This is a genomic window from Emticicia sp. 17c (assembly GCF_037153985.1).
Classification (GTDB): Bacteria; Bacteroidota; Bacteroidia; order Cytophagales; family Spirosomataceae; genus Emticicia.
In genome coordinates this window covers 251074-264380 of record NZ_JBBAYI010000007.1, presented here as the reverse complement: position 1 = coordinate 264380, position 13307 = coordinate 251074, and the positions used below count along the sequence as shown (strand labels likewise).

Below are 13307 nucleotides of genomic sequence, written 5' to 3'. Positions count from 1 at the left end.
AAGACCAATCGTAAATCAAACTTTCACCCTAAAGTTATGACCAATCAGCAAGATAATCAAGAAAAATTTAGCTATTCAGATAAAGAAGCCCTAGCGAAAAAGTTTATCCGTGTCGGTGATGAATACATGAAAGAAGTCTTTATTCCTGACAAAGACGGTAAACTCTTCCGTACATACGTCAGAAGAGACAAAGGAACGGTACAGGACGATTTAGGCAAGAATAGTGATTTCTACCGCTCAATCAAAAAGTACGAAGGCTTTTGTTTAGTGCCATCCCATACCCACTACCAACAGGTAGTACAAGGCTTTTTTAATGAATATTACCAGTTATCACATCAACCACAGGAAGGGCAATTCCCGACTATCTTAGACTTACTCAAACATATCTTTGGTGATAAACTTGATTTTGCTTTAGACTATTTACAGCTACTTTATACCAAACCTACGCAAAGGCTGCCTATTTTACTTCTGGAATCCAGAGCAAGGGGTACAGGTAAAAGCACCTTTGGCAATTTGTTAAAACTTATCTTTCAGGATAATTCGGCTAAACTGGGTAACGCTGAATTAGACAGTCAGTTTAATTCGATATGGATTAAACGTTTAGTCATTATTGTGGATGAAACATCCTTAGAGAAAAACAGCATCATGCAGATGCTCAAAAGGTTTAGTACAGAGACAGGCAAAGTAACATCGAATGAAAAGAACAAAGCCCAAAGGCAATTGGATTTCTTTGGCAAGTTTGTTTTTCTGAGTAACGATGAAGGCAAAGCCCTACCGATAGAGAAAGGAGAAAACCGCTTTGCTGTGTTCAAAGTACCGACATTCACAGAGACAGGCAGAAAAGAGAATCCCAATATTGAAAGCGACATAGCTAAAGAGATACCCAACTTCTTACATTTTCTTAGCAAACGTACCTTAGTCCATACGGAAGAAAGCCGTATGTATTTTGCATTAGAGAGCTACTACACCCCGCAATTAGAATGCTACTATCAAAACAGCCTATCCCCGACAGCCAAAGCCATTAAAGAACTCATTATGGATTCCTTCAACTACTTTGAAGAAGAAGCCGAATTGAGCTTTTCGGTCTCAAACCTGTATGAAGAATTAGAAGGACGTATGCGATTCTTAGACCGCTCCAAAATCAAGAAAGCCCTTATTGAAGAACTCAACCTAACAGAGCAAAAAAAGAATAGGTACACCTACCATAGTTTGAAGCTGGCAGAACGTGCCGCCATTGGCAGTTATCACCCGACCAATGAGAACAACTACCATTTTCAATTCAAAAGACAACAATTTCAATCTTAGAAAAGTACAAACGACCTTTCGAGAAATAGCCCCAAAAGGGCTTTTTTGGAACAGTTTGGAACAGGTTTAGAACAGCAAATGGAACAAAAAGAAGCTCAAAACAAGTGGTTTCTATTTTTCTTAAAATCTTGGAACATTGGAACAAAGGTAGATAAGTAACTAATAGTAAGAAAAATAGCTTGTTCCAAAAATGTTCCAAAAGTGTTCCAAAGTTCCAAAAAAAACGCTCAAATAGGATTTGTTCCAAATGTTCCAAAAAATAGGGGGTATTCTCCCAAAACGCATTGGCAGTACAATTTCACCGCTAAAAGAAAAAGAGATGTTTTACAGCAAATCGTATATCAATAGCTTAAAGCAATTACCGATAGTTAGTTATTTACAGACCATTGGTAAAGAGCCACACAGCACCATACAGCATCAGTTGGTTTACTTCTCACCATTAACAGAAGAAAAGACCCCTTCATTCTTTGTAGAACCCAAGAAAAATGTATTCCATGACTTCGCAAGTGGTCAAAAAGGCGACATCATTCGTTTAATCCGATTAATTGAGCAAATACCTTTCTCAGATGCCGTCAGTCGCTTAGAGAGCCTAAAAAGTGGCAATACAGGTTTCTCTTTTTCTTTTAGCGGAGTGCGCCTCTCCGGCAAAGATTCTCTAACCAAAGAAAGCAAGATTCAAATAGTCAGCGTAAAACCCGTGACACATTCGGCACTCATTAGATACATTCAGCAAAGAGGTATCAGTATTGAACTGGCAAACATCTATCTGAAAGAAGTCCATTTTATCAATCAGGATAAAGCCTATTTTGCTTTAGGCTTCGCCAATAATGGCGGGGGTTATGAACTAAGAAACCCTTTGGATTATAAAGGCAAGACCGCTAACGGCATTACGGTATTCGATAAACAAACCGATACCGTTAATTTATTCGAGGGTTTCTTTGATTTTCTTTCAGCCTTACAGTACTATAATACTACGTCCTTTAAGAATACTAGCATAGTGCTAAACACAACCAACAATATTACACTTTCTTACGCTTATTTTAACGCTAATACAATTATTAACAGTTTTTTAGACAATGACAAAGGCGGTCAAAATGCTGTAAATCAACTAATTAATAAACAATATCAAGTAATTAATCAGTCGGAAATAATCTACCCTAACAGTAAGGATTTTAACGATTATCTGTTAGGAAAGCGTAAAAGTAGCGTTTAACGCTATTTGACTATAACTAACGCTTAATCATACGCTAATACATCTTTTTTTATACTTTAAATCATACGATAATGGAACACAAATTGAAATGCGAAGTTTGTCAAAAGAAGTTTGACAGCAAGAGAGCTACCGCCAAATATTGCTCGGAATCATGCAAGCAGAAGGCACATTACAAAAGATTGGCAGACAATCAGGAAAGCACCGAAGAAGAAGGGCAAACAGAGGTCTTTTATCTGGACGAATACGCCAAGATAGATTGGAGTATTTATTTTGTTAGGTACTGTTTTTTCAGAAGGCATTTACCCAAAGATGCCACATTGCAAACCATTGAAAAGTATATATCCTCAATGCACATGATGAATGAACATTTCATGGAGTTTGTTGCACCGACCAAAGCATTCAGAGAGTTTAACGAAAGGTTTCTTGCTCAGGAGTTCAAAGTATTACCCAACAGGTTTGTTGATGGGAAAGATATTTATGGAACGGAGGTATTAGAAGCAGTACAGTAAGTAGAATGTCTATCTACTTAAAAAGCCTTGAAAGTTAATTTCAAGGCTTTTTTAATGGCTTAATAATATTTAAGCTAATCCCATCAATACCCCTTTGAATCCTACTGCATAGCCTTCTTTGGCTCCTTCTTTCATTAGGCGAAGATATTCTAATTCATTTTTGGCATTAAGCATAGCAAATATTTCTAAGTAATTTTCATTGAAATATTCACAAAATTGCTGAACGGTAACATTCTTACAATTATATTTCAGCTTTACTTTTTGAATTTTTCTTTGAGCAGTTATATAAGCATAACCCTTGATTCTTTGCAAGTCTTTAGGTGTAATAAATGCAGTCATATAAATGATAGTATATTAATATTATTTAACCAATATAAGCAATATTTATGACAATACAAAGCAAAATACTGCAACATTTTAACTCCCATAAATAAAAAATTCTTTATTACTCGTTACTCTATAAAAATAATATCATAACATTGCATATTTTTGACTATAATCCTAACCAATATGGCTAAAAGTAGTATTTTAGAAATCTTCCTAAAGAAATAGGGTTTACTATAATTATTTAAAATTTTAATTAAATTTTTTATTGTACTATTCTTTTCCAAGTTATAAATCTAATCAATATTATGAAGAATTTACTTACAATTTTTACTGTATCATTTATATATATTTCTTGCTCAAAAGATAATATAACTACCCCCTCAAATAATAATAGCACAAATAATAATCCTGTAATACCTTCTCCCCCTACAGCGAGTAATACAGCAGTTATTATTGGGGATTGGGGATATGATTTATATGTAATAAAGGCTAGTACAGGCACCATTCAATGGAAAGGGGGGAACATTGCAGGTAGTTTGGAATGTCCAGCCTATTTTGACGGGAAAATATTTAGCCCTAGTTATGGAGGAATTTTTGTTTATGATATAAGTACAGAAGATTTAATTTGGAATTTTCCATATTTAGATAGGTCAGATAAAGGGGATACACCTATAATACTTAATGATATTATTTATTTTGGATGCCGCTCTTCCCTATTTGCATATGATGCCAAAACTGGTATAAAGAAATGGGAATTTCTTTGTCCTAGTGATGACCCAAATAATCCGTATTCAAGTAGGGGTAGTATTGAATCTAGCCCTACAATAGCCAATAATATAATCTATTTCACTAATTCTAATGGAAAAATATTTGCTTTAGATGTAAAAGATGGAACTTTAAAATGGAAGTTTTCTACGGATAAGTCCAATGCCATATATTCAGGAATATGTTTTAATAATGGCATTATATATTTTGGTTCTGATGATAAAAAGTTATATGCTATTGATGCGAATTCGGGAGTAAAAAAATGGGAGTTTAAGACTGGAGATAAAATACGTTCAAGTCCAACCGTTAAAGACAATTTATTATATTTCGGTAGTTCTGACCATATATTATATGTATTAGATGCTACTACTGGACTTATGCAGAAAGAAATTGTTACAGGTGGAGAAATAGAATCTAGTCCCATAGTAAGTAATGGCCTACTATATTTTGGAAATAAAGATGGGTATCTCTATGCCTATGACGCAAAAACGTTCCAAATGAAATGGAAATTTAACATTGGAGTTTTTGGCACAATTGCTAGTCCTACAATAGCTAATGGAGTGGTTTATATAGGGGGACAGCAAAGAAGATTATATGCTATTGATGCTATCACAGGTACAAAGAAATGGGAATTTGAAGCAGATGATTATATTTTTACCAGCGCAACCGTAATTGATTCAGATAATAAAGTGCATTATTCAGGTGTTTCAGGAAGTGTAAACTAATTATTGCTTCAACTTAAAGTGTATTAATAAACATCTAAAACAAAGCCCGAAACTAATCGGGCTTTGTTTAGTTAAATAATCTTCTTCTTTTTCATGGCATAAAGCCCCAAACCTATCAAGGAAAGACCGAAAATAGTTTTTGTAGTAGAACTATTGTTAGTGGTAGTGCCTTTACCTGTACCCATACCTGATTCGGGCGGGCTTCCTTTTTGCTTGTCTTTATTAAGAAGGTCATCCGAAGCAGGTAAAAAAACTAGCTCGGCAGGGGTTAATAATGGCAAAAAATCGTCTTTTAACTCAATTACAGCCTCTAAAATTCTTAAAGACTTATTTAAACCGTCTGACTTGTAAATCTCGGCATAAAACAGGTTAAAGACTTCTTCTTTTTGCTTGGTTAGAAAGTTGTTAAGGATATTCTTGATATGTTCCCTATCCCAAACGTTAAATTTATAATTGTTAAGCGGGTGGTTTAAATCTCTTATTTTCCACTTGTCGTTTACGAAGTCGAAAGGTACATTCTGAAAATAAAAATTACTTTTCTTGCCTACATAAATGTGGTCGTACCCGTTAAAATCACTAAGAGTAATAAGTTTACTATATAAGACCCTGTTTAGCGCGATTATTTCATTTTCTGGCTTATATTCAATAGAGCCAGTCCATAGCGGTGTGCCTTGGGGTACTGATTGGTTGATGATTACCAACGGGTTGTCGCGGGCTTCGCTTCGTCCGAAGTTAACATTAAACATTACGAGCTGTAAGCCGTATTCACGGCAATAAATGTAATCTTGCATATTGTTTTAAGTTTAAAGTGAACAGTTAAAGTTAGTAAATATGTAGCAAAAAGAGTTATTTAAGAGTTTTATCATCATTAGCAAAATACCGTTAAAAAAAAAATATCAGCATTATTTCAATTTTTATAAATGATTTATACATTTGTAGTGCATTTTCTACACAAAAGAGTGTCAAATTTGACTCGAATCTGTGTAATAAAAATGTTGATGTCTTTGGATATGATTTTTTTATTATACTATTTTGTGCTAGAACCTCGTTTTGTATGACTATTTCTTTGATTTTGAACACAAATCTAAAATTTAATACCTAGTATGCAACCACTTTTACTAAAGAACCGATGTCTTATCGGATAAATATCCGTCTCTTATGGAATAATATTTGCTTTTTTGGTGTTATATAATACATGGATATTATCTATATTACTGATTTTGTAAAGATTAAATTCTGATAAATTAAAAGTGAATAATTCAAAACAATGATTGCTAACTATTAAAAATGTCAAGTTTTCTAAAAACGAAATCAGACCAGAATATTCAAATTGCTCACTCTATTTTATCAACAAACAATGGTTGTTATGCTTCAAGTATTCATTGCTCATATTATTCATGTGTACAATTGATGCTTCATATTCTTCGTTCACATTTTGGACAAACAGATAGTGAAGTATCGGCTGAATCTGAGTCAGCTAAAGGTGGGTTACATCTATGGTTGATAAAAAAAATAGCAGCCGAATATGAAGTTTCTACAAACAAATATGACGCTAGGGAGTTAAAACAAAAGCTTCACCAACTAAAGAAAACAAGAGGTACGAGCGATTATGAAAACGTAGAAATCACTCAAAGTACTGCTCAAAGAGCCTTGCAACAAGCGAATAACATTAACAGCAGCCTAAAACGAATTTTTAATTTATGATGCAGTCTAAAAACTATATTTTAACCCAAATCAATTATTTGGTATCTCTCTTTCCTTTTATTAAAATTAGATATGAGCATATTGCTTCCGAAAAAGAACATTTTTTAGAAGTATTACCAGCCGTTTATTATAATTCTAATAAAGGCTATATTGACAGGGAGATAGAAATAACCAAGAATTTTGAAGACACTTTTCCTGATGAAGCTATTTGCTTTGTTACGGAAGGAAGTCTTTATTCGATTAAACACGTGACATTTGAAGCTCAAGGCTTATTATATGGAGTTGATTATAGTTTTGTACAATCACATTATAGTAACGATGTTTTAATATTTTCTAATGAAAAGGTAGCTAATAATCAACAGGTAAGAATGGTAGAGGTTATTCCTGTTTCAGAGCCTAATAAACTTCATATTAAATTTGCGCCTATGGTTGAAGGTACTGGAATCGTTAGCAAATCTAAAAGTTGGGGGTATACTTATAAAAATGATTATGAAATAGACTTGCAAGTAGCTCTTAAAAGTAATTTATATTTTGAACGTGTTGAAGATACTTTGATGGGAAGCACAAATAATGTAATGGCTGCATAAACTAAATCTTCAAATGGAAAACAATCAAGAGTTTGAATTACTAGAGTTAATATTAATTGAAAGTACTTTTAGCAGAAAGGGAGAAGTTAGTTTTGCTTCTCCTGAGTATCAGAATAATATATCTATAGACAGAGAACATCATTTTGATACTCCTAACTTATATGTAACCTTAAAAATTGGAATTAATTCAGGTGTTGGAGGTGAAGATGAAGCTACATTTAATGTACATATGCTTGGTATTTTTAGAAAAAACCCAGAAATCAATAATATTGGATTAGAATCATTTGCAAAAATTAACGCACCTGCAATTATTTTTCCATTTATTAGGGAGCATATTGCTTCTTTATCTTCAAAAGCAAGGTTACCATTATTATTATTACCGCCATTGAATTTTGTTAAAATAGTAGAAGATAGTGAAAAACAAGAATTAGTAACAAAATAAGAGTTAAACAAAAAGCCCATCAAATGATGGGCTTTTTGTTTATATTACCTGCCTGACTATTCAATATTTTTGTTAATCGGCATTTATCCATATATTTATCCCAATATATAAACTATAAATATTAAAATATGACTTACCCAGTTAAATACACATTACTCGGATTTAGAATAAATTCGCTTATTGACAAAGGAGAAACTCTTAGCCTTAAAGAAACTCATAAACATATTAGAGAAAAAACATTATTTGCTTGGTTAGATAAAAAATATGGTAAGGTGCTAGACTTTGGCTCGTATCCTGACTCAATTGAAATAGAAGAGTTCTTTGAAGGTCTATCTGTTGCAGTTGATGAAGGGAGAAAAATGGGTATTTACAAAAATGGATTATGTTTATTAGTAGCCTATTGCTTTGAAGCTCTTCAACAAAAGTATTTATGAGTATTAAATCTTTAACAAACTTTCCAAAATCTCATCATCATAAACCCTATAATGCTTTAACTGCTTTGAAGAGCTATGCCCTAATTGATAAGCCGTTTTCGTCTATATTGAGTTCTTTGCTTACAGACATATTTGTGAAAGTTTAACGTCCCCTTTTCGTTGTCAGGTGGATTTTTATATTTAGTCTCTTTGCTACTGCTTGAATACTCCTATTCACATTCTGAGAATTTTTGTATCTGGGTAGATTCTCTATACTTCCATATTTCTGCAAATTTCAAAAACTTATTCTTTCCCTAATAATTTACATAAATAATGTAAAGAAGAATGATACTCTAAATCATCATTGATGTTTGCTTTCATATATTCCAATTCATAAATCACATTTTTACTATTTTTATACTTTTTCTTAAAATAATTAGCAAAAAACATATCCCTGCCATGAAACTTTGAAATTATATAGTCATCATGGTCATTACTAATTGTTGGTATTTGGTTAGAAGAATCAACGTATTGCACATCTCCTAAATCAAATAACTCTTCATTTATATCATTGAAAAGAGGATATTCTACTAGAGCCACATTCACTATTTTGTCTTTAATTTCTTCATCTTTAACTTTCCAGTTTATCCAATCTTCTAAAAGTGAAATAGTTTCTTCTAAGTAATTATTTAAGGTATTATAAAAGTGTTCAATAGAAGATTTATATCTTGGGTGAAGATTCATTTTTTCTTTTAATTTCATTAATATCTTTGGATGAAATAAACTTTCTGAATCAAAAATTAAATCATAATTAAAGTGTAATTCTGCAAGAAGATTTTCAAAAGAGGAATCACTTAAAGAATTTTTAATTAGTGTTAATTTATTCTTATATTCCTTTAACACATCTTTTAGTTTTTCAAGAATTAAATCAAAGTAATAGTTTAGAAGATTTTGATGTCTATTTATAATGACCTCTCTCTCAATGATGATATGCTTTGACTTAAAGTTATTGTCCTTACTATAAATCATGTAGGCAATTTTATTTATCTTAAGCTCACTACTAAAGATAGCAGATGACAAAAAAGCATTTGTTGAGCGATTTCTTTTTATTGGATGCCCTACAAGTTCATTTCTAATATCTCTATTACTTTTAAAGTTTGAATCCTTTCTGATTCTTTTTAAGGCTTTACTACATTTAAAAATGCTTAACATTTCTATTACAAAATCTTGCTGAATAAAAATTGCTTGCAAAAAACTAATTGTGTTTTTAAAATCATGAGAAAAATTCTCACTTAAATTACCGTCATCTTCTGTAGTAATTATACTTTCTAAATCATTAAAGTAAGTTACCAAGTCTCCAAAATAGTTATTGCCTTTTACTTCGGATAAATTAAACTTTGACTCAAAAAATTGACATCCATATATGTGATTGCGCCAAATATTTGCAATGGCAGAAAATTTTTGTTTATGTGCTTTCATAAGATAAACATTAAAACTTCAATAATTTATCCAAAAATAAATTACTTCTACGAACTCTATTTGCGTAGAAGTAATTCATTTATAAAATTCTTATTATACTAATACATGAATCCTATTTATGGTTGAAATATATCACTACTTTACAACAAACTCTCCAAAATCTCATCAGCATAAGCCCTATAATGTTTTAACTGCTTTGTAGAGCTATGCCCTAATTGATAAGCCGTTTGCTCGTCTGTATGAAGTTCTTTGTTTACAGACATATTTGTGAAGGTTTTACGCCCCCTTTTGGTTGTCAGGTGGGTTTTTATATTTAGTCTCTTTGCTACTGCTTGAATATTCCTATTCACATTCTGAGAATTTTTGTATCGGGGTAAATTCTCAATACTTCCATATTTTTGCAAAATCCTTAAAGCTGATTCTTTTAAAATTGGGCTTGCTACATTAATATTTTCAGAGGTGTATTTATCGGTTTTGTCTCTCTCATGCTTGATTATCAGTTTACCGTTTCGCTCTATAAGATTATCATTTCTAAGGTTCAAATAATCGCAGTAATCAATTGCACTACCACATAAAAACAAAAATATATCAATAGCCTTTTGTTCCTTTTCTGTCAGGTCGGTAGCATTTTGCAGTAGCAATAATTCGCTTTCGGTTACTCCTTTGTTATCGTGCTTTTCCGAATAATTTAGCTTCAAACTCAATAAAGGATTATGCTTGATATGCTTTTTCAAAACGGCATAATCTAACACCGACGAAATGAACCCGATATGACAATTGGTATAGTTCTTTGAGTTACCTTTATCATATTGAAAATACATTTGAAATTCTTCTATAAAATCATAGTCAATCTTTGAAGGTACAATGTTCTTTTGCTTGATGGAAGCTAAGTAGGTAGTTAAATTATTGATATAGGTATTATTGTTTTTTTTGGTGTTAACTGATGCACCCATACGTATTTTCTTGTGCAGATAGTTTTTAGCTAATTCCAGAAAAGTAGTTTTCTCTTTGGGGCTATCTGGCTTACTTTTGATTGCTTTACTTCTAATCTCACAGAAAATTGACTTTACAACATTGGCCGTACAGACTTTTGAAGCGTCTTCTAAATCACTTTTAATTTTTCTTAACAGGTTTTCGACCCTGTTAATTTCTCTCCGTACAACGTCGGCAAATTCATCATTGGTAGTTTTCTTTTTAGGTAGCCAATTTTTAGCAATTACTTTAATTCCCGTAGAAAAAGGCACGCAGGAAGAACCGTTAATAGTAATTGTACAATAAATAGAAGTTTGACCCGATTTGTTTACAGCATCATTTCGACGAATGTAGAAGCATAAATCCATTTCGTAGAACTCATAATTTTTTGCATAACGATAAAATTTAATGGTGAAAAAGTCTATCGCTAAACAATGTTAGTGCCGATATATGTTAGCTAGGTATTTTTAGCACAAAAACAGGTATTTTTACCTATTTCTTTAGTAGTAGGGCATAAAAAAAGCCCTAAAAAGGGCTTTTTTGTAGTGCTGAAAATTAATAGTACCCAGAGCCGGAGTCGAACCGGCATGCCCGTGAAGGCATTGGTGTTTGAGACCAACGCGTCTACCGATTCCGCCATCTGGGCATTTGTTTCGGTATTAATCGAATTGGGATTGCAAAGGTATAGCTTATGCTTTACAATTCAAAACTTAATCCGAAAAAAATCATTTTATATTCTGACAATTTCTGCTCCTATGGCATTTAATCGCTTATCGATGAACTGATACCCCCTGTCAATCTGCTCAATATTATCAATAATGCTCACACCTTCGGCCGACATCGCAGCAATCAGTAACGATACCCCCGCACGTATATCTGGCGAGGTCATACGAATACCTCTCAACGTGTGTTCACGGTTTAGTCCAATTACGTTGGCACGGTGTGGGTCGCATAAAATTATCTGTGCGCCCATGTCAATCAGTTTATCTACAAAAAACAAACGGCTTTCAAACATTTTCTGATGAATTAATACCGTTCCTTTAGCTTGTATGGCTGTTACAAGCACAATCGATATAAGGTCTGGCGTAAAACCTGGCCACGGAGCATCATAAACCGTCAGAATGGAGCCGTCAATCAATGAACTGATTTGGTAATGGCTTTGTGCCGGAATGTGAATGTCGTCTCCTCTGAACTCCATCTGTATCCCTAATTTTCTGAATACATCAGGAATAATTCCTAACTGTGGAATCTGGCAGTTTTTAATCGTTATTTCTGACTGCGTCATGGCCGCCATTCCAATAAAACTACCTATTTCTATCATATCAGGCAACATGGTGTGTTCGCAACCATGTAGCTCTTTCACACCTTCGATGGTTAGGAGGTTAGAACCTACGCCCGAAATCTTTGCGCCCATGCTGTTGAGCATCTTACATAATTGTTGCAGGTATGGCTCACAGGCGGCATTATAGATGGTGGTGGTGCCTTCTGTCATGACCGACGCCATCAGTACGTTGGCAGTTCCGGTTACCGAAATTTCGTCCATCCACACATAAGCTCCTTTCATTTTTGCCCCTTCAACGGTATAGAAAGCATCGTTAGGGTCGTAGATAAACTCGGCACCCAGTTTCTGAAAACCCGTAAAGTGGGTATCTAACGGACGGCGACCAATTTTATCTCCTCCGGGTCTTGGGGCCTTACCTTTGCCAAAACGGGCAAGCATGGGGCCTAGTAACATAATTGAGCCACGTAAGGCTGAGGCTTTATCTTTATATTCGGAAGTTTCAAAGTAATCGAAATTCACATTGTCGGCTTGAAACCAATATGAGCCTTCACCGACTTTTTTACGGCGTACCCCCATATCTTCCAGCAACTCCATGAGTTTATTTACATCTCTGATGTCGGGGATGTTATGAATAGTCACAGGTTCTTTTGTCATCAGAACAGCACACACAATTTGCAGTGCTTCGTTCTTAGCTCCCTGTGGAATTATCTCTCCCTGTAATTTTTTTCCTCCTGTAATTTTAAATGATGCCATATAGGTCGTAATATCAAACTATGTTTTTAGTGGGTATACCCTTTTGTTAACGTCTTCTTTTGTTGTTATTATTGTTGTTGTTGTTTCTATCGTTTTTATACCCTCCGTTAAAATTCTTATTGCGGTCGCGGTCACGGTCACGATTATTGTTGTTATTACGGTTGTCGCGGCCTTGTGCCTGTTGTGGCTGAGGTATCCGCTGGCGGCTTCCGTTACCATCTTTAGGCGAAGACTCCATCAAACCATCCCGACGAAGCGCGTCAATTTCGGCCTGTAATCTAAAACCTGATAACTCCAGAATTTGTTGCAGACAATCTTCCGTTTCGATGGTGTCTTTGTTCCACGTCTGGTAAAAGTTTTTCATCAGGCGCACCATATAAGAAACAAAGGCTTTACGGTCGTCGAGGTCTTCGGTAATCATGGCTTTCAAGACAAGCAATTCAAGATTACGGCCATAAAAACGGTGCTTTAGGTGATGCTGGTTATAAGGCACAAGCATCGGGCGTTTCCCAAGAATCTCTTTTGGAGGTGGAGGAAAAGGGCTATCGACATCGAGGTCGAAATTGGCAATAATGTAGAGGTCATCCCAGAGTTTTTTAGAGTAGTCAATGCCTTCACGCATATTTGGGTGAATCTGGCGCATTAACTCTATCAGAATATGGGCATATTTTGTACGCTGTTCTTTGTCAGGCAGGCTAACAATGTATTCGGTCAATTTCTGAATATTACTTCCGTATTCTTTCACAATATATTAGTGTCTAATTGAGTGATAATGTAAAAAAGCCAATTACGTTACTGCCTTTTTTATAATTAATAATGCTAAATATACAG

General features: G+C 34.0%; 14 protein-coding genes and 1 tRNA gene. 8 read left to right on the top strand and 7 right to left on the bottom strand.

Annotated elements, in window-relative coordinates; genetic code table 11:
- Positions 1 to 36: 36 nt before the first annotated feature.
- The 3 genes from WAA15_RS15305 to WAA15_RS15295 all read left to right on the top strand — a co-directional run bounded on the left by WAA15_RS15305 (position 37) and on the right by WAA15_RS15295 (position 3027).
- Positions 37 to 1305 (top strand): primase-helicase family protein, encoded by a 1269-nt coding sequence (locus WAA15_RS15305; RefSeq protein WP_337043665.1) that lies wholly within the window; start codon positions 37 to 39, stop codon positions 1303 to 1305.
- Positions 1306 to 1552: 247 nt separating this feature from the next.
- The gene (locus tag WAA15_RS15300; protein WP_337043664.1) at positions 1553 to 2518 is read left to right on the top strand and encodes a toprim domain-containing protein; all 966 of its coding nucleotides are present in this window, start codon (positions 1553 to 1555) and stop codon (positions 2516 to 2518) included.
- A 71-nt stretch (positions 2519 to 2589) separates the two neighbouring features.
- Entirely contained in the window at positions 2590 to 3027 is a 438-nt protein-coding gene (locus tag WAA15_RS15295; RefSeq protein WP_337043663.1) for a hypothetical protein, read from the top strand.
- 69 nt (positions 3028 to 3096) lie between these two features.
- Here WAA15_RS15295 and WAA15_RS15290 read toward each other — a convergent pair whose 3' ends face one another.
- Positions 3097 to 3366, bottom strand: coding sequence for a hypothetical protein (locus WAA15_RS15290; protein WP_337043662.1), 270 nt, complete (start codon positions 3364 to 3366; stop codon positions 3097 to 3099).
- Positions 3367 to 3659: 293 nt separating this feature from the next.
- Here WAA15_RS15290 and WAA15_RS15285 point away from each other — a divergent pair, with 293 nt between their 5' ends.
- A complete protein-coding gene (locus WAA15_RS15285; RefSeq protein WP_337043661.1) occupies positions 3660 to 4844 on the top strand; it encodes a PQQ-binding-like beta-propeller repeat protein in 1185 nt (394 codons plus the stop codon).
- 71 nt (positions 4845 to 4915) lie between these two features.
- Here the strand turns inward: WAA15_RS15285 and WAA15_RS15280 are convergent, their stop codons facing one another.
- Positions 4916 to 5635: a hypothetical protein gene (locus WAA15_RS15280; RefSeq protein WP_337043660.1), complete on the bottom strand. Its 720-nt coding sequence runs from the start codon at positions 5633 to 5635 to the stop codon at positions 4916 to 4918.
- A gap of 496 nt (positions 5636 to 6131) precedes the next feature.
- Here WAA15_RS15280 and WAA15_RS15275 point away from each other — a divergent pair, with 496 nt between their 5' ends.
- The 4 genes from WAA15_RS15275 to WAA15_RS15260 all read left to right on the top strand — a co-directional run bounded on the left by WAA15_RS15275 (position 6132) and on the right by WAA15_RS15260 (position 8011).
- The gene (locus WAA15_RS15275) at positions 6132 to 6548 is read left to right on the top strand and encodes a hypothetical protein (RefSeq protein ID WP_337043659.1); all 417 of its coding nucleotides are present in this window, start codon (positions 6132 to 6134) and stop codon (positions 6546 to 6548) included.
- On the top strand, positions 6545 to 7135 hold the full coding sequence (locus tag WAA15_RS15270; RefSeq protein ID WP_337043658.1) for a hypothetical protein: 591 nt from the start codon (positions 6545 to 6547) through the stop codon (positions 7133 to 7135). Before WAA15_RS15275 ends, WAA15_RS15270 begins: the two co-directional genes overlap by 4 nt.
- Before the next feature lie 13 nt (positions 7136 to 7148).
- Entirely contained in the window at positions 7149 to 7577 is a 429-nt protein-coding gene (locus tag WAA15_RS15265) for a protein-export chaperone SecB (RefSeq protein ID WP_337043657.1), read from the top strand.
- Between the two features lie 128 nt (positions 7578 to 7705).
- Complete coding sequence (locus tag WAA15_RS15260; RefSeq protein ID WP_337043656.1) at positions 7706 to 8011, top strand: hypothetical protein; 306 nt, start codon at positions 7706 to 7708, stop codon at positions 8009 to 8011.
- 282 nt (positions 8012 to 8293) lie between these two features.
- Here the strand turns inward: WAA15_RS15260 and WAA15_RS15255 are convergent, their stop codons facing one another.
- The 5 genes from WAA15_RS15255 to WAA15_RS15235 form a co-directional block, all read right to left on the bottom strand.
- Complete coding sequence (locus WAA15_RS15255; RefSeq protein ID WP_337043655.1) at positions 8294 to 9469, bottom strand: hypothetical protein; 1176 nt, start codon at positions 9467 to 9469, stop codon at positions 8294 to 8296.
- A gap of 140 nt (positions 9470 to 9609) precedes the next feature.
- Positions 9610 to 10809 (bottom strand): tyrosine-type recombinase/integrase, encoded by a 1200-nt coding sequence (locus tag WAA15_RS15250; RefSeq protein WP_337043654.1) that lies wholly within the window; start codon positions 10807 to 10809, stop codon positions 9610 to 9612.
- Between the two features lie 194 nt (positions 10810 to 11003).
- Positions 11004 to 11087: transfer RNA gene (locus tag WAA15_RS15245), tRNA-Leu, on the bottom strand.
- Positions 11088 to 11171: 84 nt separating this feature from the next.
- Positions 11172 to 12476, bottom strand: a complete 1305-nt coding sequence (murA, locus tag WAA15_RS15240; protein ID WP_337043653.1) for a UDP-N-acetylglucosamine 1-carboxyvinyltransferase — start codon at positions 12474 to 12476, stop codon at positions 11172 to 11174.
- 46 nt (positions 12477 to 12522) lie between these two features.
- Entirely contained in the window at positions 12523 to 13221 is a 699-nt protein-coding gene (locus WAA15_RS15235; protein WP_337043652.1) for a DUF4290 domain-containing protein, read from the bottom strand.
- Positions 13222 to 13307 lie beyond the last annotated feature (86 nt).

What these genes read in the sequence shown, in the direction of transcription:
- WAA15_RS15305 (WP_337043665.1), top strand. Translation starts at nt 37, where the DNA reads ATGACCAATCAGCAAGATAATCAAGAAAAATTTAGCTATTCAGATAAA.
- WAA15_RS15300 (WP_337043664.1), top strand. Translation starts at nt 1,553, where the DNA reads ATGTTCCAAAAAATAGGGGGTATTCTCCCAAAACGCATTGGCAGTACA.
- WAA15_RS15295 (WP_337043663.1), top strand. Translation starts at nt 2,590, where the DNA reads ATGGAACACAAATTGAAATGCGAAGTTTGTCAAAAGAAGTTTGACAGC.
- WAA15_RS15290 (WP_337043662.1), bottom strand. Translation starts at nt 3,366, where the DNA reads ATGACTGCATTTATTACACCTAAAGACTTGCAAAGAATCAAGGGTTAT.
- WAA15_RS15285 (WP_337043661.1), top strand. Translation starts at nt 3,660, where the DNA reads ATGAAGAATTTACTTACAATTTTTACTGTATCATTTATATATATTTCT.
- WAA15_RS15280 (WP_337043660.1), bottom strand. Translation starts at nt 5,635, where the DNA reads ATGCAAGATTACATTTATTGCCGTGAATACGGCTTACAGCTCGTAATG.
- WAA15_RS15275 (WP_337043659.1), top strand. Translation starts at nt 6,132, where the DNA reads ATGTCAAGTTTTCTAAAAACGAAATCAGACCAGAATATTCAAATTGCT.
- WAA15_RS15270 (WP_337043658.1), top strand. Translation starts at nt 6,545, where the DNA reads ATGATGCAGTCTAAAAACTATATTTTAACCCAAATCAATTATTTGGTA.
- WAA15_RS15265 (WP_337043657.1), top strand. Translation starts at nt 7,149, where the DNA reads ATGGAAAACAATCAAGAGTTTGAATTACTAGAGTTAATATTAATTGAA.
- WAA15_RS15260 (WP_337043656.1), top strand. Translation starts at nt 7,706, where the DNA reads ATGACTTACCCAGTTAAATACACATTACTCGGATTTAGAATAAATTCG.
- WAA15_RS15255 (WP_337043655.1), bottom strand. Translation starts at nt 9,469, where the DNA reads ATGAAAGCACATAAACAAAAATTTTCTGCCATTGCAAATATTTGGCGC.
- WAA15_RS15250 (WP_337043654.1), bottom strand. Translation starts at nt 10,809, where the DNA reads ATGGATTTATGCTTCTACATTCGTCGAAATGATGCTGTAAACAAATCG.
- murA (WP_337043653.1), bottom strand. Translation starts at nt 12,476, where the DNA reads ATGGCATCATTTAAAATTACAGGAGGAAAAAAATTACAGGGAGAGATA.